The organism is Clostridium sp. CTA-17 (assembly GCF_054767895.1).
Map to the genome: position 1 here is coordinate 42,107 of NZ_BAAABF010000009.1, position 23,636 is coordinate 65,742.

Sequence of the window (23,636 nt, forward strand, 5' to 3'; positions counted from 1 at the left end):
TTATAATATCATCTAAGGAATAATTAGCATTTAAATTATTTAATTTTAATAACTGAATTTTCCTTTCATTGTATTATAAATGCTGCCCTGTTTTTAATAATATGAAAGTGGGTGAAGTTATATGGCAGAGCAACATAATGAACCAAAAAAATTAGGATTTGCTCAATTAGCAGCCTTAATAGTTGGTTCTATGATTGGTGGCGGAGCTTTCAACCTTCCATCAGATATGGCAAGGGGAGCTGGTACTGGAGCGGTTATAATAGGATGGATTATAACAGGTATTGGTATGATAGCTTTAGCATTTGTTTATCAATCATTAGCTAACAGAAAGCCTGAATTAACAGGTGGTGTTTATAGCTATGCGAAAGCAGGGTTTGGAGAATACATAGGATTTAATTCAGCTTGGGGATATTGGTTAAGTGCATGGATAGGAAATGTATCTTATTCAGTACTTCTATTTGGAGCAGTAGGTTATTTCCTACCTATGTTTGGTGCAGGAAATAACGTAGCATCTATTATTGGTGCATCAGTATTACTTTGGGCATTTACATTACTAATATTAAATGGGGTAAGTGGAGCAGCACTTATAAATCTTATAACTACTATAGCTAAGTTGGTTCCAATATTCTTATTTATAGTTATCTCATTATTTATGTTTAATTTTGATAAATTTACTTTCCAATTTTGGGGTACAAGTGATTTAGGCGGAATTGTAACACAGGTAAAGAGTACTATGCTAGTAACATTATGGTGCTTTATAGGAATTGAGGGAGCTGTAGTTGTTTCAGGAAGAGCTAAGAAACAAAGCGATGTAGGTAAGGCAACAGTACTTGGTCTTATAGGAACATTAATAATATATATGTTAATAACATTAATGGCACTTGGAGTTATGGACAGAGTTAAACTTTCAGGTCTTGAAAACCCATCAATGGCATATGTTCTTGAATTTGCAGTTGGTAAATGGGGAGCAGTTCTTATAAATTTAGGATTGATAATTTCATTATTTGGATCACTTCTTGGATGGGCATTACTTGCAGCAGAAATTCCTTATGTAGCAGCAAAGGATGGGGTATTACCTAAAGTATTTGCTAAATTAAATAAAAAGGGAACACCAAGTGGTTCATTAATAATAACTAATTTATTAGTACAAGCATTTTTAATATTAACTTTAGTAGCAAGTAGTACTTATCAAGCTTTGTACTCTGTAGCTAGTACAGCTATATTGGTACCATATCTTTTAAGTGCTATGTATGGATTTAAGTTAGCACTAACAGGTGAAACTTACGATAAAGATCCTACAGGAAGAACTAGAGATAAAATCTTTGGTGGGATAGCAACTGTTTACGCTATATGGCTATGCTATGCAGCAGGACTTAAATATTTATTATTATGTTTCATATTATATGCAGTAGGAATTATATTCTTCTACATTGGTAAGAAACAGAATAATAAAGATGGCGAAGTATTTGTAGGAAAAGAAAAAATACTAGCAATAATTGTTTTGGTTATAGCAATCATAGCAATAGTAATGTTATTTAACGGAACAATAACTATTTAGAGATAAAATAAATTTAAAACTTAAAGGTTAAATTGAGAGAATTTAGGAGGAAAAAGTAATGAAAATTGTTTTAGCATTAGGCGGAAACGCATTACAAAAGGATTCAAAGGATAAAAGTGCAGAAGGTCAATTAGAAACATGTAGACAAACAGCTGTTTCAGTAGCTGATTTAATAGAAGATGGACATGAAGTATCAATAGTACATGGAAATGGTCCTCAAGTTGGACAAATATTAGCTAGTATTGAATTAGCACATCAAGTTGACAATGGAAACCCATTATTCCCATTTGATGTAGTTGGTGCTTTTTCAGAAGGTTATATCGGTTATCATCTTCAAAACACAATTAGAGAAGAACTATTAAAAAGAGGAATAAAAAAATCAGTAGATACAATTACAACTCAAGTAATAGTTGACAAAAATGATCCTGGTTTTAAAAATCCAACTAAACCAATAGGTTCTTTCTATACAAAAGAGGAAGCGGAAAAGTTAGAAAAAGATAAAGGATATACTATGAAAGAAGATGCTGGTAGAGGATACAGAAGAGTAGTAGCTTCACCAAAACCAGTAGATATAGTAGAAAAAGAAGCTATAAAAACTATGGTAGATAGTGGTTTCATTGTAATCGCTTGCGGAGGAGGTGGAATCCCTGTAGTAGAGGATGGAGATAGACTAGAAGGAGTTCCAGCAGTTATAGATAAAGACTTTGCCGCTGAAAAATTAGCTGAAATATTAGATGCAGATGCATTATTAATATTAACAGCAGTTGATAGAGTTTGTGTAAACTTCAATAAGCCAGATCAAAAGGCTTTAAAAGAAATCAATTTAGAAGAAGTAGATAGATATATAGAAGAAGGTCAATTTGCACCAGGAAGTATGCTTCCAAAGGTTGAAGCTTGTAAGAAGTTTGTATTAAGTGGAGACAAAAAGGTAGCTATAATTGCATCTTTAACTAATGCTAAAGCTGCTTTAAGAGGAGAATCAGGAACAAAAATAGTTAAATAAAATTGCCCATATATATTAATTTCATTGTTTATATAGCATACATACAGGGTTAAAGGGTAGCAAAGGAGATATTATGAGTAATTTAGAGAAATCTTTAAGACATGAAGTAATATTAGATATAATAGAGAGCAAATGTATCTGTAAACAAGAAGAATTAATAATTGAGTTAAAAGAATGCGGAATAAATGTAACTCAAGCCACTTTGTCAAGAGATCTTCATGAGATGAATATAATTAGAAAAAGTTTTAAAAATCATGAGCATAGATATATAGTTACAAAGGAAGATAAGTTTATTAAAAAGTTTAAAAGTATATTTAAGAGTTCTGTAAGAAGCATATCTATGCAAGAATATTTTATATCAGTTAATACTTTAGATGGTATGGCTAGTTTGATTGGAGAGTTTATAGACAGGCTTGGTGATGGAAGAATAGCTGGAACAGTAGCAAAAAAAAATCATATCTTAGTTTTATGTAGAAGTGTTAATGCTACTCAACAGATATTCAAAGAGTTAGATTCCTTGAGAGTTTAATTAAAAGCAATTAACTCTATAAAGAGTTAAAAATAAATATTAATAGCTTAAATGTTGCATTGTATAATTAATCATTATACGAAAAAATTCATGGACTAAAATATTTTATATTTTTTAGCGCTCAATAGTATTAAGAAATATAAATGTATTTTAGCTTAGAAAAAGTCTTAAACAATTACCTAAAAAATACCTTTTTAATATTACGGTGAATGGTGTAATTTACTGAGTTGCCAATAAAATACATTGGATCACCGTAATATTTTTTTATTTAATTAACTGGAATAATTATACATTTAATTTGGGTTATTAATATATTAAAAAAATAAATATAAAAAACAAAAAATAATAGGATTATTTAGAAATTAAATATAAAAAATTACAAATTTTATGTTATACTTAAAAAAGTTACTAAATTAATAACAAATGGTGAATGATTTTTAAATGTGTAAGGTTATTTTAAATTATGTATATAAGAAAACTTCAGCTTAAATAAGCAAAGTTTTATTTATATAAATATTATTTAAGATATAGGAGGCATTTAAACATGAAAAAAAACTTAAAAAGGGGAGAGCTAACGAAACTGAAGTTAGTTGAAAGATGGTCAGCTACTTTTACTTTAGCAGCATTTATTTTATTTAATAGCTCATTTAAAGTACTTGCAGCTGATAAAAAGGTAGAGAATAGTAATAATGGACAGATTACTAGAGAAATTAATGCTGATCAGATTTCTAAAACAGAATTAAATAATGAGGTAGCTACAGACAATAATAGACCATTAGGACCTAGTATTGCTCCATCAAGAGCAAGAAACAACAAGATTTATACATTCGATGAACTTAATAGAATGAATTATAGTGATCTAGTTGAATTAATAAAAACAATAAGTTATGAAAACGTACCAGATTTATTTAATTTTAATGATGGTTCATATACCTTCTTTAGTGATAGAGATCGTGTACAAGCTATAATATATGGTCTAGAGGATAGTGGAAGAACTTATACAGCAGATGATGATAAGGGAATTCCAACTTTAGTTGAATTTTTAAGAGCTGGATATTATTTAGGATTTTATAATAAACAATTATCATACCTAAATACACCACAGTTAAAAAATGAGTGTTTACCAGCTATGAAAGCGATTCAATATAATAGTAATTTTAGATTAGGAACAAAAGAGCAAGATGGAGTTATTGAGGCTTTAGGAAGACTTATAGGGAATACTTCAGCAGATCCAGAAGTTATCAATAATTGCATATATGTTTTAAGTGATTTTAAAGATAACATAGATCAATATGGTTCTAACTATAGCAAGGGAAATGCAGTATTCAACCTTATGAAAGGTATTGATTATTATACTAATTCAGTAATATACAATACTAAGGGATATGATGCTAAAAACACTGAGTTCTATAATAGAATAGATCCATATATGGAAAGATTAGAAAGTTTATGTACAATAGGTGATAAGTTAAATAATGATAATTCTTGGCTTGTGAACAATGCCTTATATTACACAGGTAGAATGGGTAAGTTTAGAAAAGACCCATCAATATCTCAAGAAGCTTTAGAAAGAGCTATGAAGGAGTATCCTTATTTATCATATCAATATATTGAAGCTGCCAATGATTTAGATCTAAATTTTGGTGGTAAAGATTCATCAGGAAATGATATAGATTTCAATAAGATAAAAGCAGATGCAAGGGAAAAATATCTTCCAAAAACATACACTTTTGATGATGGCAAATTTGTAGTAAAAGCTGGTGATAAAGTAACAGAAGAGAAAATAAAAAGATTATACTGGGCTTCAAAGGAAGTTAAGGCTCAATTCATGAGAGTAGTTCAAAATGATAAGGCTTTAGAAGAGGGGAATCCAGATGATGTTTTAACTGTTGTTATTTATAACTCACCAGAAGAGTATAAATTAAATCGTATAATAAATGGATTTAGCACTGATAATGGTGGTATATATATTGAAAACATAGGAACTTTCTTTACTTATGAAAGAACACCAGAGGAAAGTATATATACATTAGAAGAATTATTCCGTCATGAATTTACTCACTATCTTCAAGGTAGATATGTAGTTCCAGGAATGTGGGGACAGGGAGAATTCTATCAAGAGGGAGTTTTAACTTGGTATGAAGAAGGAACAGCAGAGTTCTTTGCAGGTTCAACTAGAACTGATGGAATAAAACCAAGAAAATCAGTTACACAAGGATTAGCTTACGATAGAAATAATAGAATGTCTTTATATGGTGTATTACATGCTAAATATGGCTCATGGGATTTCTATAATTATGGATTTGCTCTATCAAACTACATGTACAACAATAACATGGGAATGTTTAATAAGATGACAAATTACATAAAGAATAATGATATATCTGGTTATAAAGATTATATTGCATCAATGAGTAGTGATTACGGTTTAAATGATAGATATCAAGATTATATGGATTCTTTAATAAACAATATTGATAACTTAGATGTTCCTTTAGTTTCAGATGAGTATGTAAATGGACATGAAGCTAAGGACATAAATGAAATAACTAAGGACATAAAAGAAGTTTCAAATATAAATGATCTTTCTAGTAATGTTGAAAAGTCTCAATTCTTTACTACTTACGATATGAGAGGAACATATATAGGGGTAAGAAGTCAAGGGGAAGAAAATGACTGGAAAGATATGAATTCTAAGTTAAATGATATATTAAAAGAATTATCTAAAAAGAGCTGGAATGGTTATAAAACAGTTACTGCATACTTTGTAAACCATAAAGTAGATGAAAATGGTAACTATGTTTACGATGTTGTATTCCATGGAATGAATACAGATACAAATACTGATGTTCATGTTAATAAAGAGCCTAAGGCTGTTATAAAATCTGATTCTTCAGTAATAGTTGAAGAAGAAATAAACTTTGATGGAACAGAGTCAAAAGATGAAGATGGTGAAATCAAAGCTTATGAATGGGACTTTGGAGATGGAGAAAAATCTAATGAGGCTAAATCCACTCATAAGTATAATAAAACTGGAGAATATGAAGTAAAATTAACAGTTACAGATAATAACGGTGGAATAAATACTGAAAGTAAAAAGATAAAAGTAGTAGAAGATAAACCTGTTGAAGTTATAAATGAAAGCGAGCCTAACAATGATTTTGAAAAGGCTAACCAAATAGCTAAATCTAATATGTTAGTTAAGGGTACTTTGTCAGAAGAGGATTATTCAGATAAATATTATTTCGATGTAGCTAAAAGAGGCAATGTTAGAATCACTCTTAATAATTTAAATTCAGTAGGAATAACTTGGACACTTTATAAAGAGGGAGACCTAAACAATTATGTTTTATATGCAACTAGAAATGATGGAACAGAATTAAAGGGTGAAAAGACTTTAGAACCTGGAAGATACTATTTAAGTGTATATACTTATGATAATCAATCAGGAGCTTACACAGTAAATGTAAAAGGAAACCTTAAAAATGAAGTTAAAGAAACAGAAAAGGATGCTATAAAAGAAGTTGAAAATAACAATGATTTTGATAAAGCTATGAAGGTAGATAGTAATAGCAAAATACTTGGAACATTAAGTAATCATGATCTTAAGGATATTTATAGCATAGACATACAAAATCCAAGTGACTTAAACATAGTGGTTGAAAACTCAGACAATATAAAAATGAACTGGTTATTATATTCAGCTGATGATTTAAGCAATTATGTAGATTACGCTAATGAAGATGGAAATAAATTAAGTAACACTTGTAAGTTAAATCCAGGTAAATATTACTTATGTGTTTATCAATTTGAAAGCTCAGGCACTGGAAATTACACAGTGAACTTACAAAATAAATAAAAAAATACTTAAAATAGTATAAATAGAGGCTGTATCAAAGCTCAAATATAGAATTTATAAAACTATTGTTTATAATTTCTATGTTTAAGAGGGATGGTACAGCCTTAAATTTTATTTAAAATAAGTTTTATGTATTTTTATGAAGATTAATTAGTAGCTTCTTCTAAAACAGATGTACAATGAGGACATCTAGTAGCTTTTATGTCTATTTTAGTATAGCAATAAGGACAATCTTTTTCTGTAGCTTCAACTTTAACTTCTTCTTTTTTCATAGTGAAGTTTTTAAGCTTATTTATTTGTTTTATCACTATAAATATAGAAAATGCTATTATTAAGAAGTTAATTAAGTTATTTAAAAATAGTCCGTAATTTATAGTAGCAGCACCAGCAGCTTGAGCTTCTTGTAATGAGTTAAATTGTTGTCCACTTAAGTTTATGTATAAGTTAGAAAAATCAACTTTTCCAACTAAGCTACCAACTACTGGCATTATAATATCATTTACTAATGAAGTTACAATTTTTCCGAAAGCACCACCTATAACAACACCAATAGCTAGGTCTATTACATTTCCTTTCATGGCGAACTCTTTAAATTCTTTCCACATCTTATTTCCTCCTTTTAAATTTTAATATAAGTTTATAAGAACTAATTTAATACAAATTATTTATTAATATTCCATATCTAAAAATAAAAATTTTTATTAAAATAATAAACAAATTGTAACAGATATTGGTATAGGAAGTCAATTAATAATAATTTATGTTAACTTAGTTTAAAAGAGTGATTATAGAAAGTATTAAATATAGAATTTATATTGTGTAATAATAAAAAATCTATACATAAGAGGTTTTATTTTAAGAAAGTTAATGAATTTTTAAAAATAAATTCAAAAAGGTATTGATTTTTAATATGAATTATATTAAAATTTAATAAAAATTGCTAGTTTTCAGATAGAATTACTAGGATATAAATGCATTGAAAAAGTAAAGTAGCATTTTGGAAAATTACAGAGAGGAAAATGATGGTGAGAGTTTTCTATTTAGAAGAAATGTGAAGTGCACTTTGGAGCAGAAATCCGAAATTTTTAGTAGGGTTCTCCGGGATCACCCGTTATAGTGATTAGGCATGTTAGTGCTAAATTTTGAGTGCAGGTATATCTTTTATATCTGAATTAGAGTGGAACCGCGAGTTACCTCGTCTCTATAGATTTTTATAGAGACGAGGTTTTTTTATTTTAAATTTGCTTTATATAGTTGTTTTAATGCAAATATATTCTATTACATTATTTGAAAATTAATCAATTTAAAAAATTATAGTTTATTTAAATTTTAATTAGGGGGCTAATAAAATGAATTCAGTAAAATATTTTAATTCCATAGCTAAAGAATGGAATAAAATGAGAGTAGACTATTTTAAGGATGAATTAAGAGAAATGGCAATAAACTCTGTAGATATTAGCAATAAAGTTATTGCTGATTTAGGAGCAGGTACAGGTTTTATAAGTCTTGGTATTGCAAAGAAAGCTAATATAGTTTTTTCTTTGGATTCATCTAAGAACATGCTAAAAGAATTATATAGTTCTGCCAAGGAAAATGAGATAAATAATATTTATCCCATAAAAGGAGAACTTGAGAATCTTCCACTCTTTGATGATTCCATAGATTTAATTTTTATGAATATGGCATTACACCATGTAGCTAATCCTGATAAAGCTATTAAGGAAATGAATAGAGTATTAAAGCCTAATGGCAAAGTGGTCATAACTGATGTGTTAGAACACAAGGGAGAGTGGGCTAGAGAGGAAATGTTTGATATTTGGTTAGGTTTTAACTATGATCAATTAATAAATTGGTTTGAAAAAGCGGGATTTAAGAATATAAGTATAAAAAATACAGGATTAGTTGCTCGTGGAGAATCATCCTTTGGGGAAGTGATAGAACCAGGTATTTTTATGGCAATAGCTAAAAAATAGTGGTATGTGAAAAAATTAATTTAAATATATTATTTAGAGCAATAAATAAAAGGAGATGTAGTTATGAAGAAGAATTCTTTATTAATACATGGGGGCATAAGTATAGATGAAAAAACTGGGGCAGTAAATATTCCAATATATCAAACATCCACATACAAGCAAAGATCTTTTGGGGAAAATAGTGGATATGAATATTCAAGAACAGGAAATCCAACTAGGGAATCATTAGAAAAGTTAATTGCGGATATAGAATATGGAAAAAGAGGGTTTGCCTTTGCATCAGGCCTTGCAGCAATTACTGCAGTATTAAGTTTATTTAAAAGTGGAGATAAATTGTTAATTACTAATAATCTTTATGGTGGAACATTTAGAGTAATTGATAAGATATTCTCTAACTTTGGGATAGGATATGAAATAATTGATGACTTTAAAAATATTGAAGAAAAAATTGACGAGAGTGTTAAAGCTATTTATATAGAAACACCTACAAACCCTCTGTTAGATGTTATAGATATAAAAATAACATCAGATAAAGCTAAAAAGTATAATTTATTAACAATAGTAGATAACACATTTATGACTCCATATTTTCAAAATCCATTAAATCTTGGGGCAGATATAGTTATTCATTCAGCAACTAAATATCTTGGGGGGCACAGTGATTTAGTTGCTGGGCTTGTAGTTGTGAAAGATGAAGAGCTTGGAGAGAAAATACACTTTATACAAAACTCTACTGGTGGAATACTTCAACCTTTTGATAGCTTCTTACTAATAAGAGGAATCAAAACTTTATCAGTAAGAATGGATAGACATGAATTAAATGCTAATTTTATAGCTGAAAAGTTAGGTGATTTAGAGGGGATAGATAATGTATATTATCCAGGACTTAAAACTCATATTGGACATGACATACAAAAGAAACAAGCTTCAGGTTTTGGTGGAATAATCTCTTTCACTTTAAATAAGAAATATAATTATGAGAAGTTCTTTAATAGTTTAGAACTTATAACCTTTGGGGAAAGCTTAGGTGGAGTGGAGTCTTTGGCATGTCACCCAGCTTCTATGACTCATGCAGCTATGCCATTAGAACTTAGAGAACGTATAGGAATAACAGATAGGTTAATAAGAATTTCAGTTGGTATAGAAGATAAAGAGGATATTTTAGAAGATATACAACAAGCTTTAGTAAAGGCTGGTGATAAAAATGAAATATTATAATGATATAAGAGATTTAATAGGAAATACTCCAATATTAAAACTAAATAATATAAGTACCAAAGAAGGAGTAAATATTTATGCCAAAATAGAAGGTAATAGTCCAGGGGGAAGTTGTAAAGATAGAGTTGGAATATATATGTTAGAAAAAGCTGAGAAAGAAGGAAAACTTAAATCTGGAAGCACTATTATAGAGGCTACGGCTGGAAATACAGGCATTGGTATAGCTTTGGCAGCTATTAATAAGGGTTATAAAATAATATTTATAGTTCCTGATAAATTTTCTATAGAGAAGCAAAAGATAATGAAAGCTTTAGGTGCTGAAATAATAAATACTCCTAAAGAAGAGGGGATGGAAGGTGCTATAAATTTAGCAAATTCATTATTAAGTGAGATTCCTAATTCATTATCATTAAATCAATTCAAAAATGAGGCAAATCCATTAGCTCATTACGAGACTACTGGTAGAGAATTATATGATGGATTAGATGGACAAATTGATTATTTTGTTGCTGGAGCAGGAAGCGGAGGAACAATTTCTGGTGTATTAAAATTCTTAAAAGAAAATATTTTAGAAGTAAAGGGAATATTAGCTGATCCAGTAGGTTCTATTATTGGTGGTGGACAATGTGGAACTTATAAAATAGAAGGAATAGGAAACAATTTTATTCCAGAAACTATGGATATGAGCTTAGTAGATGATGTTATAAAAGTAAATGATGAGGAAGCTTTTGATGCAGTAAAATTATTAGCTAAAAAAGAAGGATTAATAGTTGGTTCATCTTCAGGAGCAGCATTTGCAGCAGCCTTAAAGTTAGCTGAGAAAATAGAGAAGGGCAATATAGTAACAATATTTCCAGATAGAGGAGATAGGTATTTTAGTACAGATCTTTTTTAATGGATATTAAAGAAAATAGAATTTTAAATTGTTTAATAAAATAAGTAAAAATATAAACGGATAATATTTATATAATAGTTTAAAGGAGATGTGTTAAGTGGTTAAAGTTGAAAGTTTTGAATTAGATCATACAAAGGTTAAGGCACCATATGTAAGAAAAGCAGGTATAAAGATTGGGCCTAAAGGAGATATAGTTTCAAAGTTTGATTTGAGATTTGTACAACCTAATAAAGAACTTTTAAGTGATAAGGGAATACATACATTAGAACATTTTTTAGCAGGTTTTATGAGAGAAAAATTAGATGATGTAATAGACATATCACCAATGGGATGCAAAACAGGTTTTTATTTAACTAGTTTTGGAGATATTGATGTTAAAGATATTATAGAAGCTTTAGAGTATTCACTATCTAAGGTTTTAGAGCAAGAAGAAATACCAGCAGCAAATGAATTACAATGTGGAAGTGCAAAGTTACATTCACTAGAGTTAGCTAAGAGTCATGCAAAACAAGTTTTAGAAAATGGAATAAGTGATAAATTTTATGTAGAGTAAACATAATATTTTTAAATTTAAAGGGCTATATTAAAACTACTAAATTGTTTTGATATAGCCTTTTATAAATGTTAGAATCTTCTATAAGTAAAAATATTAATTATTTAAGTAATTACTATTTATAATCTAAAGTTATTTATTATTATTTATGTTACATATAGTTTTTTATAATTAAGTTGAAATGTTTTAAGTTTTTTACTAAACAAATAAAAGTTATTTTGTCTTTAAGATGATAAAAGAGTAAAAATGAAAATTTTAAATTAATTGATTATGTAATACAATAAATATGTATTTTATTAGGAAGCTAAATATATTATAAGGGAAAAAGAGACTTAAGAAGGTGATTAGCATGTGGTTTAAAAAATTATATGTAGGGACTATAGATTTATTATCAGGAATTTTAGAAAAAGTAGCTAAATGCAATTTAGCATGTAAAATTTATAAAGCAGTTTTTCAATTAGGGGTTTTTCCAAAGCCAAAGAACTTTGATGAGATAGTTAGTAACCTAGTAATAGAGAAAGATATAGCTTATGAATCATCAATTTTAGAGGGGAATAAGTTAGACATATATTATCCTAAGAATCTTAATAAAAAGGCGCCAATATTAATGTGGATACATGGTGGGGGATATATAGCTAATAGTAAGGAGACTGTTAAGAATTATATGATGACCTTGGCTAATAAAGGTTTTGTTGTGTTTAACATAGATTATGCCTTAGCACCAAAGTATAAATATCCAAGTCAAATAATTCAATGTAATGAAGCTTTAAAGTATGTTTTTGAAAATGCAGAGAACTTTAATGGGGATAGGGAGAATATTTTTATTGGAGGAGATTCTGCTGGAGCTCAGATGGCTAGTCAGTTAGCTGCAATTATAAGTAATGGAGAACTATCTAAGAAAATGAATTTAAAACCAAGTATAACAAATAAGTTTTTAAAGGGAGTAATATTATTTTGTGGATTATATAATATGGACACTCTTAGATCAACTGAGTTTCCAGGTATAAAAACTTATATGGAAGCATTAACTGGAGAAAGCAATTTTGAAAAATATAAAAGAATAGATGAGCTAGCTACTATTAAAAATATAACCACTAATTATCCAAGTACCTTTATAACTGTCGGAGATATTGATCCCTTTTTATATCAAGGAAAAGAGTTAGCATCTTCTTTAAGAGCTTTAGGAGTTAATGTGTTTTCAAGATTTTTTGAAAATAAAGGTCTTTGGCATGAATATCAATTCAAATTTTCAATTCTAGAATCAAGAGAAACCTTTAAAAGTGTAATTAAATTTTTAAACTATAATAGTAAAAGTAGTAATTGATTTTGATTTTAACATAGAATTAAAATTTACTTAGAACATGGATAAAAAGGGAGGCTTACCTTATAGCACATAGCATGCTTTAAGGTAAGCCTCTTTTTATTATATAAATACTAAAAGATAATTTTATTAAAGGTACTTTTTATATTTATTGAAGTAGGGACAGAAATTATCTTTTAAAATTTATTTTGAGGTTTTTTAAGTTCTGTATTAAATTATTGACTACCTAGAATAGCTTATAGTTACATATAGTTTAGTATATTTACTTTACCTCACGGCTAAGGATAACACTTATAGACATATATGTTAAGAGATAGCTTAGTATCTTTAGTTTCCAGAACTTTCATAAGAGGAAACCCCTCTAAGCCATATCATATATGATACAACTATTGCTAAGATACCTACTATTAAAGTTAGTATAACTCCCATGAAGAAGCTTTCCTTACCAAGTAGATATGTTCCAGGGTAGTATCCTGTAAAAGCAAAGGGAATTATAAATGTTAATAAGAATTTTATAGCACCTGGGTAAATACTTATAGGATACTTAGAAAAATCACTTAATCCATAGGCCATTTGAACATGTCTAAAGCTTGTTTTAGTCCAAAATGATATTGATGCTGTGGCAAGCTTAATTCCTGTATATATTAAAGTTCCTCCTATAACAGCAATTATAAAGCCTATAATCCAAAGGGGAGTAATATTTACACTAAGCTTTATTGCAGAATAAACAACAAGTATAATTCCAACAACAAGCTCTCCAAAGCCATCAGGTTGAAATCTTTCAGCTATTACTTGAAATAGTGGATTTAAAGGTCTTAATAAATATCTATCAAACTCTCCACGAACTATACTTCTACCAGAAAAAATCCATAAATAATCAGTAAATATGTGATCAATTCCTCTTGGAATTTGAGAAAATCCATATATAAAGATTATTTCGTAAAAACTCCATCCAGAAAGGGTGGGTATATTACTAAATATAAGAGAAATAAAAATTATAGAGGTAGCTTGAACTAGAAAAAATCCTAAAATACCGTATATAAAATCCTCTTTATATTCAAGTAATGTCTTTAGGTATTGCTTCAAAAATTGCACATATATTCTAGCGTATCTTTTCATAATTCTAACCTCCTTGAATAGTTAATTTATCAATTACTTTATTCCACATAATTTTAGATAATATCATAAGAATTACTACCCATATAAGTTGTAATCCAAGGGATTTAGCTATTTCAACGTAACTTAATTTGTTAAGATAAATCATAGCTGGAGTATATATAATTGAACTAAATGGTAAGAAGTTAAATAACTTTTGAACTATTTCAGGGAAGAATGTAAGTGGAATCATGGCTCCTGAAACAAGCATTATAATAGCTCTAGCAATTTGACTTATTCCCCATATGTTATAAAACTTAAAAGATAGTAGTCCAAAAATATAAGAGTAATAAATATTGATTAAACATCCTAAAATAATACTAATTAAAAATATAAATATTGAAGCTAAGTTAATATTTATTCCATTATATATTGCGTAAGCGCTAATTAAAATTGCACCAGGCAAAAATAGTGTTAAAAAGAAAAATATAAAATTTCCTATTCCTATAAAAATTATTCTAAGCCTATAATTTATAGGTTTAATCAGATTTGTAGAAATTGATCCATCTCTAACCTCAAAGGATATTTCTCGGCTTATATCATTACTGGTAACGATTCCGATTAAAAGTGTAATCATAACATAAGTAAGCATTTCCTTTAGGGTAAATCCATTCATAATTCCTTCTTGAGAGCTACTGTAAATAGCTATCCAAAGAAAATAAGTAACACTTATCATAATTAATTGTCCTATTAGCCCCATAAGTAGATTGGCTTTATAAGATGAAAGAGCTTTAAAAGTACCTTTAGCAAAGGAACTATAAACTCGTATTGTTTTAAAGAAATCCATAGCTACACCTCATTTCTATAGATTTTTTTAATTATATCTTCAATGCTACTTTCTCTTAATAAGAAGTCTAAAACATCAACCTTTTCCATAACCTTTGAGAGGATTTTAGAAGAGCTTATTTTATTTTTATTAAAGTTTATAATAAGCTTTCCAGATTCAATATGTTCACTTAAATCATCACTAGAGAAGGTTTCAATAGGTATATTGTTTTCTGATTTTAAAATTTCCTTAATGTTTAGCAAGGTCTTAAAATCTTTCTTACTTTGAATTTCTAAGGTTGTCATATAACCATATTTTTTCTTAATGTCATCTAAACTTCCATCATATATCTTAGTACCTTTATCTATGATGATTATTCTTTCACATAATTCTTCAATATCACTTAAATCGTGAGTAGTTAGTATGACAGTTGTTCCAAATTCTTTATTTATTTCTTTTATGGCTGTCCTTACTTTTTCTTTTACAACTACATCAAGTCCAATGGTAGGCTCGTCTAGATATAGTATTTTAGGATTATGTATCAAAGAGGCAGCTAAATCTCCTCTCATCCTTTGTCCAAGAGAAAGGGTTCTAACAGGTCTTGTCATGAATTCTTCTAAATCTAAAACCTTATTTAAGAAGTTCATGTTTTTTTCGTATACTTCATCTGGAATAGAGTAAATGTCTTTTAATATTGTAAAGGTCTCTGATAGAGCTAAGTCCCACCAAAGTTGAGTCCTTTGACCAAAAACAACGCCAATATCTTTAGCATTTTTTTCTCTTTCCTTATAAGGAACTCGTCCATTTACTAATACTTGACCAGAGGATGGGGTTAGTATTCCTGTCATCATCTTAATGGTTGTGGATTTTCCAGCACCATTAGAGCCTATATAACCTACGATTTCTCCACTGTCAATTTCAAAGGAAATATCTGATACTGCAGTTTTTAAATCAAAATCATTGGTAAAAAGTGATTTAAAGGCTCCTTTAAGTCCACTTTCTTTTTTTCGAATTTTAAATTCTTTAGTTAAATTTTCAACTTTTATCAAAAAATCACCTCCTAAAAATTTCTCAATAATTCCCTTTAGCATATTGATTAAAAGCGAAATATTTTTCTTTTGAATACGATTAACCAATGATACTTATTATATTTTAGTTCTTTTTCAATAAAATTACAATTGGAATTTAAAGATATTTAAATAGAAATACACTATGATTTAGATAGTATATATTTAAATTATATACCTGAGTAAATCGATAAGAATTGTGGTATAATAAATAAAATAATAATATCTTAATGATTAGAAAATAATAATATTACATAAAAATAATAAATCAACATGAATAGGAGGATACAGTAATGAAATTGGATAGAAAAGATATTATAGATATTTTTAATTTTAGATTTGCTACAAAGGAATTTACAGGAGAAATAATACCTAAAGAAGATATGGAGATGATTGCAGAAACAGCTAGATTATCTCCAAGTTCATTTGGATTAGAGCCTTGGAAGTTTCTTATTGTAGAAAATAAAGAATTAATTAAAGAAATTTCAGAAGTATCTTGGGGATTTCAAAGACAAGCTTCAACAACAAGTCATATTGTAATTGCTTTAACAAAGGCAGGAAGTGAAGTTAAATATGATTCAGATTATATTAGAAACCTTTGGATTAATACAAAAGGGGTTTCAGAAGAATTTTTTGAAGGAATAAAAGATGTATTAAAAAACTTCCAAGTTGGAAAGTTAGAAGCTGATGAAACAAATGAAAAATTACTTGAATGGTCAAAAAGACAAACTTATATAGCATTAGGAAATATGATGACAGCAGCTGCTATGAGAGAAATAGATTCATGTGCTATTGAGGGATTTGATAAAGAAAAGGTAGAGGAAATATTAGTTAAAAAAGGGCTTTTAGATAAAGAAAAATATGAATTAACATATTTAATAGCCTTTGGATATAGAAAAGAAGAGCCTAATAGAAAGAAATCAAGACTTCCAAAAAGTGAAGTAATTCAATGGGTAGAATAAAGTATATAATTTTCTAAATTAAAATGAGCTGTATCAATATATATTAATAAAAAATATTTTGATACATGCTCTTTTTTTATGAAATAAATTTTCAAAAACAAAAATTATAAGAATAAAAGTGAAAAAAATATGAATAAAAATGGCTTGAAACATAGGTTGTAGGCATATTTGGAAAAACTAAGAACCATAAAATAGAAAAATATTTTCAAAAAGTATTGAAATTTTGTGGGAAAAGGATTACAATAAAAACATAAAGAAAATAATTTTCAGAAAAAGGTGATAAAATGTTAGACGTGGTAAAAGGAAATTTAATAGTTTCTTGCCAAGCTTTATCAGATGAACCTTTGCATAGTTCTTTTATTATGGGAAGGATGGCAATAGCAGCTAAGCAAGGTGGAGCAGCGGCTATAAGAGCACAAGGCGTTGATGATATTAATGAAATAAAAGAAGTTACTAAGCTTCCTGTCATTGGAATAATAAAAAGAAATTACGATGATTCAGAAATTTATATAACTCCAACTATGAAGGAAGTGGACGAGCTTTTAAAAACAGATTGTGAGATGATAGCATTAGATGCTACAAAAAGAAAAAGACCTAATGGTGAAAATGTAAAGGATTTAGTTGATGCTATTCACGCAAAAGAAAGATTAGCAATGGCTGATATATCAACTTTAGAAGAGGGTATTGAGGCAGAAAAATTAGGATTTGATTGTGTATCCACAACACTTTCAGGATATACACCATATTCTAAGCAAAGTAACAGTGTTGACTTTGAACTTTTAGAAGAGTTAGTAAAAAAGGTAAAAATTCCAGTTATTTGTGAAGGAAGAATAAACACTCCAGAAGAACTAAAGAAAGCACTTGATTTAGGTGCATATTCAGCAGTGGTTGGAGGAGCTATAACAAGACCACAACAAATAACTAAGAGATTTACTGATATTTTAAAATAAATCAAATATTTAAAGGATTTTGGGAGGAGAAAAACAATGAAAGGTATTTATTCAGCATTATTAGTTTCATTTGACAAGGATGGAAACATCAATGAGAAAGGTTTAAGAGAAATAATCAGACACAATATTGATGTATGTAAAATAGACGGGCTTTATGTAGGAGGAAGTACTGGAGAAAACTTCATGCTTTCAACTGACGAAAAGAAAAGAATATTTGAAATTGCTATGGACGAAGCAAAAGGACAAGTTAAATTAATAGCTCAAGTAGGATCAGTTAATTTAAAAGAAGCTGTAGAGTTAGCTAAATTTACTACAGATTTAGGATATGATGCAATATCAGCAGTTACACCATTCTACTATAAATTCGATTTTAATGAAATAAAACATTACTATGAAACAATAATAAATTCTGTTGACAATAAACTTATAATTTACTCAATTCCTTTCTTAACAGGAGTAAATATGTCAATAGAGCAATTTGCTGAACTTTTTGAAAACGATAAGATTATCGGTGTTAAATTCACAGCAGCAGACTTCTACTTATTAGAACGTATGAGAAAAGCATTCCCAGATAAATTAATATTTGCTGGATTCGATGAAATGATGTTACCAGCTACAGTACTTGGTGTTGATGGAGCTATAGGATCAACATTCAACGTAAACGGTGTTAGAGCAAGACAAATCTTTGAAGCAGCTCAAAAAGGTGATATTGAAACAGCTTTAGAAGTTCAACATGTAACTAATGATTTAATAACTGATATCTTAAATAATGGTCTTTACCAAACAATTAAATTAATTCTTCAAGAGCAAGGTGTTGATGCAGGATATTGCAGACAACCTATGAAAGAAGCTACTGAAGAAATGATTTCAAAAGCTAAGGAAATTAATAAAAAATATTTCTAATAATGAAAAGTTTTAAAGTATAGTGAGTTTTTAAGAGAAATGAAATAGTAGGCTAACTTAAAAAGTTAGCCTACATAAAAAATTTAAGAGGGGAGAATTGGTATGCAAGGGTTTACGAAGTTTGATTTAGTTGTACTAGTTGTTTACTTAGGAGCTGTTCTTTACGCAGGGTTAAAGTTCTCTAAGAAGGAAATGAAAGGTAAAGAGTTCTTCAGAGGTGACGGAACTATCCCTTGGTGGGTTACCTCAGTTTCTATATTTGCAACTTTATTAAGTCCAATTTCATTCTTATCACTAGCTGGTAACTCTTATAAGGGAACTTGGATAATGTGGTTTGCTCAACTTGGTATGTTTGTAGCAGTACCTCTTACAATAAGATTTTTCTTACCAGTTTATAGTAGACTAGATATAGATACAGCTTACGAATATCTAGAAATAAGATATAAAGATAAAGGGCTTAGAATTCTTGGAGCTATAATGTTCATCATTTATCAAATAGGACGTATGGCAATCATAATGTATTTACCATCAATGGTATTAGCAAATCTTACAGGAATAAATGTTTATTTACTTATAGTAGCAATGGGCGTAATAGCAATAATTTACTCATACACAGGTGGATTAAAGTCAGTTTTATGGACAGACTTCATTCAAGGTTGTGTACTTATAGCAGGTATCGTTTTTTCATTAATATTCTTAATTTCAACAATCAATGGTGGATTTGGATCTATTATGCATGAATTAACTGAAGGAGGAAAATTCCTATCTTCACAAGAGCCAATATTCAATGCAAACATATTTAAAACAAGTGTATTCCTATTAATAGTTGGAGGAGGATTAAATACTTTCTCATCATATATCTCAAGTCAGGATATAGTGCAAAGGTTTACTACTACTACAGATATAAAACAATTAAAGAAAATGACTTATGGTAACTTAGTATTATCATTATTTGTAGCAACTGTATTCTATTTAATAGGAACAGCTTTATATGTTTTCTATAATCAAAATCCACAGTTATTACAAACTGCTCAACAAGACCAAATTTTTGCATCATATATAGCATTCCAATTACCAGTTGGTATAACAGGTATAGTTTTAGCAGCTATATATGCAGCAGCTCAATCAACACTTTCAACTGGATTAAACTCAGTTGCAACAAGCTGGACTTTAGATATCCAAAACTTTATAACAAAAGATATGTCAATGGAAAAGCAAACAAAAGTTGCTCAATATATATCATTAGGTGTTGGTATAGCTTCAATAATTATGGCAGTAATCCTTGCAAATGGTGGAGTAAACTCAGCTTACGAATGGTTTAACGGATTTATGGGACTTGTTCTTGGAGTTTTAGCAGGAATCTTCGTACTAGGAATATTCTTCAAAAAGGCTACAAAAGCAGGTGCATATGCTGGATTTATAGCATCAGCAATAGCTGTTATAGTATGTAAATATGGCGGATTCGATGTAAGTATCTGGTCATACTCAATCATATCAATAGGTGTTTCAGTTATAGTTGGAATGATAGTTTCACTAATGACTCAATCTCAATTAGTTGATAAGAAGACTTTAAATGAAGCAACAGTATATTACAATAAAAATGAAGTTATTAATGGTTAATATAAATAAAAAATAATGTTTAATTAGAGTAAGTGTTGATTTTTAGATAGTTTTAAAATTATTTGAAGATCAGCACTACTTTAAAATTGAATATTTTAGAGGTGAATGAAATGATATTCGGCAATTTAATAAATTTAGAAAGTTATGATTATCTACCAAAACTTGTTAAGGAAGCTTTACTACATGCAAAAAATAATAATGTAATAGAGTTTGAACCAGGTACTCATGAAATAAAAGGCGAAGAGTTGTTCTTTAATAGAGTTAATTACACTACAAAAAATAAAGAGGATCGTTTTTGGGAAGGCCATAAGAAATATATAGATGTTCATGTGGTTTTTAGTGGAAGAGAAAGAATAGATCTTAACTTTAAAGAAAATTTAGAGTTTAAAGAATTTGTTGAAAAAGATGATTTCTTATCTTTTGATGGCAAGGAAAATTCTACAGTTATTTTAGAAGAAGGAGATTTCCTTATCTGTTATCCAGAAGATATACACATGACTTGTTTAAAGGCTGATAATGAGCCTTCAGATGTAAAGAAAGCTATTTATAAAGTAATTTTATAGTATTTTATTTTATGAGGTTGTATCAAAACTTAAAGTAATAAACCGAGGAGCTAGAATTATTTAGGTTTGTAATTTTTATTTTAAGTTATTTTTGATGCAACCTTTATTGTTTATAATAGACTTAGAGAATAATAATTTTATTAGAGGTGATATGTATGGGGTTATTTGCAGTTATAGATATAGGTGGAACTAGTATAAAATACGGAGTTATAAATGAAGATGGAACATTATTAGAGACTAATGATAGAGACACTGAAGCATATAAAGGTGGATTTAGTATAATAGAGAAAGTTAAAGATATAATTCATGAGATTAAGATCAATAATGACATAAGTGGAATATGTGTATCAACAGCAGGGATGGTATGTCCTAAAGAAGGTAAAATAGTTTATGCTGGTCCAACAATACCTAATTATACTGGTGTTGAAGTTAAGAAAATATTAGAAGAAGAGTTTAATTTACCTTGTTTTGTTGAAAATGACGTAAACTGTGCAGCTTTAGGAGAATTCTTTGGGGGTGCTGGTAAAGGTACTCATTCAATGGCTTGTTTAACTATAGGAACAGGTATTGGAGGAGCTTTAATCATAGATGGTAAAGTACTACATGGTTTTAGTAATTCAGCTGGAGAAATTGGATATATGATGGTTAATGGAGAGCATATTCAAGATATTGCATCAGCAAGTGCTTTAGTTAGAGATGTAGCATTTAGAAAAGGCGTTGAACCTAGTAGTATAGATGGAAGATATGTATTAGACAACTATGAAAATGGTGATTTAATATGCAAGGAGGAAGTTGAAAAATTAGCTGATAATCTAGCTTTAGGAATTTCAAATATTGTTTATTTAATAAATCCTGAAGTGGTAGTTTTAGGTGGGGGAATAATGGCTAGAGAAGAGGTGTTTAGACCTCTAATAGAAAATAGTTTAAGAAAGTACTTAATAGAATCAGTTTATAATAATACTAAAATAGCCTTTGCCAAGCTTAAAAATACTGCAGGAATGAAGGGAGCTTATTATAATTTTAAAGAAAATTTTAATAAGTAGTTATCTTTTGTAATTTTGTTTAAAATCATGGAGGATAAGATAATTTATATAAATTATGGAGCTTATATTACAAGAATGATATACTTAAAATATTATATTTGACTTAGTTTTAGAGTGTTTTAAATTATTTATAAATATTTAATATAACCATAGAATTGAGTCAAAATATTAAAACAGTAAGAGGTACTTTATGGGAATATTAGAACAATTAGAAAATCCAAAATTTAAAGCAACTAAGTCAGAAAAGACATTAATTGAATATATAAAGTCAGATTTAGACAATATTATATATAAATCAATATCTATAATAGCTAAGGAATCAGGAGTAGGAGAAGCGACCATAACAAGGTTTACTAAGAAGTTGGGGTTTAATGGATTCCAAGACTTTAAAGTTACTTTAGCAAAAGAGATTTCAAATAAAAAGAATACAAGCATTATAAACTTGCATGTTCATAGGGATGAGAGTGTAACAGAGACTGCAAATAAGATGTTAAAATCATCTATTAATATATTAGAGCAAACAGTTAAGCATATTGATTTAGATTTAATGAGTAAATGTAAAAATTTAATAATGAATGCTAAGAGGGTTTATTTCATAGGTATAGGTTATTCAGGAATAGCTGCTACAGATATAAATTATAAATTCATGAGAATTGGATTTACAACAGTACCTGTAACTGATAGCCACACAATGGTTATTATGTCATCTATAACAAATGATGATGATGTAATAGTTGCTATTTCAAACTCAGGTACTACTAAAGAAGTAATAAAAACTGTAAAGCAAGCTAAAGAAAATGGCACAAAGATAATAACCTTAACAGAAGAAAGTGATAATCCATTAAGAAAGCTATCTGATTATGAATTGACATATACATCAGCTGAAACAATCTTTGAAACAGGATCAATATCATCAAAAATACCACAAATATTTTTATTAGATTTATTATATACAGAAGTAATTAAAGAAATGTTTAGTGAAGCTGTTGAAAAGAAAATCAAGACTACTAGTGCAATTCTTAATGATTAAAATTGTAGATTATTAAAGAGTTAAGAAATTAAGATAAGCTTGTAAGAGGGCTAGTGTATTATTAATAGCTATAGTTTATAATAGATACAAGGTTTTTTATATAAAATTAAATGAAAATTTTAGTTGTATATTAATTAAAGTTAATTTACTAAAAAATAAGAATAAAAAATAGGTCACAGTAATAAAGCTGTGACCTATTTTACTTTGTTCTTTTAGATAATGCTATATCAAAACAAGTTATTCCAAAAGCAAAGCCTAATGATGAAGGTAACATTTTGCTTAATTTTAAGTCTGGTAATGGCAATAACAAATCTCCAACAAAATTAAGCATCATGATTCCTATAAAAAACATTAAGAATTTAACTCCTTCTTTTTTTACCTCTTCAAAAGTAAAATGTTTAACTGTAAATAGAACTCTTATTAATATGTATAAAGGAATAAGTATTGCAAATATGGCGTAAGCTGTAACAAAATTAAGAGTAGCCTTACTTGGAATATCCCTATATATTATGAAAAGAGTAACTATAGTCATAAAAATAAATAAGGAGTAAATGATTCCATCTAAGGTACGTACATTTCTTTTTTTCAATTTAATCCCCCCTGTTTTAATCTTTCCTATAATATGATTATACACAAAATTTTAACAATTAAATAGTTTAAGTGGATGA

The 23,636-nt window shown here is 28.5% G+C and carries 21 protein-coding genes and 1 other annotated feature; of the genes, 16 read left to right on the top strand and 5 right to left on the bottom strand.

Annotation, left to right across the window (positions count from 1 at the left end; all coding sequences use genetic code 11):
• The first annotated feature begins 121 nt into the window (after positions 1–121).
• From arcD to colA, 4 genes are all read left to right on the top strand, one after another.
• Positions 122–1,558, top strand: coding sequence for an arginine-ornithine antiporter (gene arcD, locus ACYUCG_RS13100; RefSeq protein ID WP_060794875.1), 1,437 nt, complete (start codon positions 122–124; stop codon positions 1,556–1,558).
• Positions 1,559–1,616: 58 nt separating this feature from the next.
• A complete protein-coding gene (arcC, locus tag ACYUCG_RS13105) occupies positions 1,617–2,561 on the top strand; it encodes a carbamate kinase (RefSeq protein ID WP_283681702.1) in 945 nt (314 codons plus the stop codon).
• 73 nt (positions 2,562–2,634) lie between these two features.
• Positions 2,635–3,090, top strand: a complete 456-nt coding sequence (locus ACYUCG_RS13110; RefSeq protein ID WP_060795022.1) for an arginine repressor — start codon at positions 2,635–2,637, stop codon at positions 3,088–3,090.
• Between the two features lie 544 nt (positions 3,091–3,634).
• Complete coding sequence (gene colA / locus ACYUCG_RS13115; protein ID WP_460268747.1) at positions 3,635–6,949, top strand: collagenase ColA; 3,315 nt, start codon at positions 3,635–3,637, stop codon at positions 6,947–6,949.
• A 146-nt stretch (positions 6,950–7,095) separates the two neighbouring features.
• Here colA and mscL read toward each other — a convergent pair whose 3' ends face one another.
• The gene (gene mscL, locus ACYUCG_RS13120; RefSeq protein ID WP_060795020.1) at positions 7,096–7,554 is read right to left on the bottom strand and encodes a large conductance mechanosensitive channel protein MscL; all 459 of its coding nucleotides are present in this window, start codon (positions 7,552–7,554) and stop codon (positions 7,096–7,098) included.
• A gap of 362 nt (positions 7,555–7,916) precedes the next feature.
• Positions 7,917–8,155, top strand: a binding site (T-box leader).
• 143 nt (positions 8,156–8,298) lie between these two features.
• Between mscL and ACYUCG_RS13125 the strand changes: the two genes are divergently transcribed.
• The 5 genes from ACYUCG_RS13125 to ACYUCG_RS13145 all read left to right on the top strand — a co-directional run bounded on the left by ACYUCG_RS13125 (position 8,299) and on the right by ACYUCG_RS13145 (position 12,912).
• Positions 8,299–8,922 (top strand): class I SAM-dependent methyltransferase, encoded by a 624-nt coding sequence (locus ACYUCG_RS13125; RefSeq protein WP_139932568.1) that lies wholly within the window; start codon positions 8,299–8,301, stop codon positions 8,920–8,922.
• Between the two features lie 63 nt (positions 8,923–8,985).
• Positions 8,986–10,140, top strand: coding sequence for a trans-sulfuration enzyme family protein (locus tag ACYUCG_RS13130; protein WP_283681708.1), 1,155 nt, complete (start codon positions 8,986–8,988; stop codon positions 10,138–10,140).
• On the top strand, positions 10,127–11,035 hold the full coding sequence (locus tag ACYUCG_RS13135; RefSeq protein WP_060795017.1) for a PLP-dependent cysteine synthase family protein: 909 nt from the start codon (positions 10,127–10,129) through the stop codon (positions 11,033–11,035). Before ACYUCG_RS13130 ends, ACYUCG_RS13135 begins: the two co-directional genes overlap by 14 nt.
• A 97-nt stretch (positions 11,036–11,132) precedes the next feature.
• On the top strand, positions 11,133–11,588 hold the full coding sequence (locus tag ACYUCG_RS13140; protein ID WP_060795016.1) for an S-ribosylhomocysteine lyase: 456 nt from the start codon (positions 11,133–11,135) through the stop codon (positions 11,586–11,588).
• A 349-nt stretch (positions 11,589–11,937) separates the two neighbouring features.
• Positions 11,938–12,912, top strand: a complete 975-nt coding sequence (locus ACYUCG_RS13145; RefSeq protein WP_415319634.1) for an alpha/beta hydrolase — start codon at positions 11,938–11,940, stop codon at positions 12,910–12,912.
• Positions 12,913–13,236: 324 nt separating this feature from the next.
• On the opposite strand, the gene ACYUCG_RS13150 is transcribed toward ACYUCG_RS13145, so the two are convergent.
• The 3 genes from ACYUCG_RS13150 to ACYUCG_RS13160 are packed head-to-tail and all read right to left on the bottom strand — an operon-like array spanning position 13,237 to position 15,879.
• On the bottom strand, positions 13,237–14,028 hold the full coding sequence (locus ACYUCG_RS13150; protein ID WP_060795014.1) for an ABC transporter permease: 792 nt from the start codon (positions 14,026–14,028) through the stop codon (positions 13,237–13,239).
• 4 nt (positions 14,029–14,032) lie between these two features.
• Positions 14,033–14,851 carry an ABC transporter permease gene (locus ACYUCG_RS13155; protein WP_060795013.1) on the bottom strand — a complete coding sequence of 273 codons (819 nt, stop codon included), beginning with the start codon at positions 14,849–14,851 and terminating at the stop codon, positions 14,033–14,035.
• Between the two features lie 2 nt (positions 14,852–14,853).
• Positions 14,854–15,879 carry an ABC transporter ATP-binding protein gene (locus ACYUCG_RS13160; RefSeq protein ID WP_057230389.1) on the bottom strand — a complete coding sequence of 342 codons (1,026 nt, stop codon included), beginning with the start codon at positions 15,877–15,879 and terminating at the stop codon, positions 14,854–14,856.
• Positions 15,880–16,190: 311 nt separating this feature from the next.
• Here ACYUCG_RS13160 and ACYUCG_RS13165 point away from each other — a divergent pair, with 311 nt between their 5' ends.
• The 7 genes from ACYUCG_RS13165 to ACYUCG_RS13195 all read left to right on the top strand — a co-directional run bounded on the left by ACYUCG_RS13165 (position 16,191) and on the right by ACYUCG_RS13195 (position 22,968).
• Entirely contained in the window at positions 16,191–16,859 is a 669-nt protein-coding gene (locus ACYUCG_RS13165; RefSeq protein WP_003474207.1) for an NAD(P)H-dependent oxidoreductase, read from the top strand.
• Positions 16,860–17,143: 284 nt separating this feature from the next.
• The gene (locus ACYUCG_RS13170; protein WP_415319633.1) at positions 17,144–17,809 is read left to right on the top strand and encodes an N-acetylmannosamine-6-phosphate 2-epimerase; all 666 of its coding nucleotides are present in this window, start codon (positions 17,144–17,146) and stop codon (positions 17,807–17,809) included.
• Between the two features lie 36 nt (positions 17,810–17,845).
• Positions 17,846–18,712, top strand: a complete 867-nt coding sequence (locus ACYUCG_RS13175) for an N-acetylneuraminate lyase (protein ID WP_283703817.1) — start codon at positions 17,846–17,848, stop codon at positions 18,710–18,712.
• A gap of 102 nt (positions 18,713–18,814) precedes the next feature.
• Positions 18,815–20,332: a sodium:solute symporter family protein gene (locus ACYUCG_RS13180; protein ID WP_240297442.1), complete on the top strand. Its 1,518-nt coding sequence runs from the start codon at positions 18,815–18,817 to the stop codon at positions 20,330–20,332.
• A gap of 110 nt (positions 20,333–20,442) precedes the next feature.
• Positions 20,443–20,895, top strand: a complete 453-nt coding sequence (locus ACYUCG_RS13185; protein WP_011009661.1) for a NanQ anomerase/TabA/YiaL family protein — start codon at positions 20,443–20,445, stop codon at positions 20,893–20,895.
• A 155-nt stretch (positions 20,896–21,050) separates the two neighbouring features.
• Positions 21,051–21,938, top strand: a complete 888-nt coding sequence (locus ACYUCG_RS13190; protein WP_415319897.1) for an ROK family protein — start codon at positions 21,051–21,053, stop codon at positions 21,936–21,938.
• A 190-nt stretch (positions 21,939–22,128) separates the two neighbouring features.
• A complete protein-coding gene (locus ACYUCG_RS13195) occupies positions 22,129–22,968 on the top strand; it encodes a MurR/RpiR family transcriptional regulator (RefSeq protein WP_057258252.1) in 840 nt (279 codons plus the stop codon).
• Between the two features lie 199 nt (positions 22,969–23,167).
• Here the strand turns inward: ACYUCG_RS13195 and ACYUCG_RS13200 are convergent, their stop codons facing one another.
• Positions 23,168–23,557: a hypothetical protein gene (locus tag ACYUCG_RS13200; RefSeq protein WP_240297444.1), complete on the bottom strand. Its 390-nt coding sequence runs from the start codon at positions 23,555–23,557 to the stop codon at positions 23,168–23,170.
• Between the last annotated feature and the right edge of the window lie 79 nt (positions 23,558–23,636).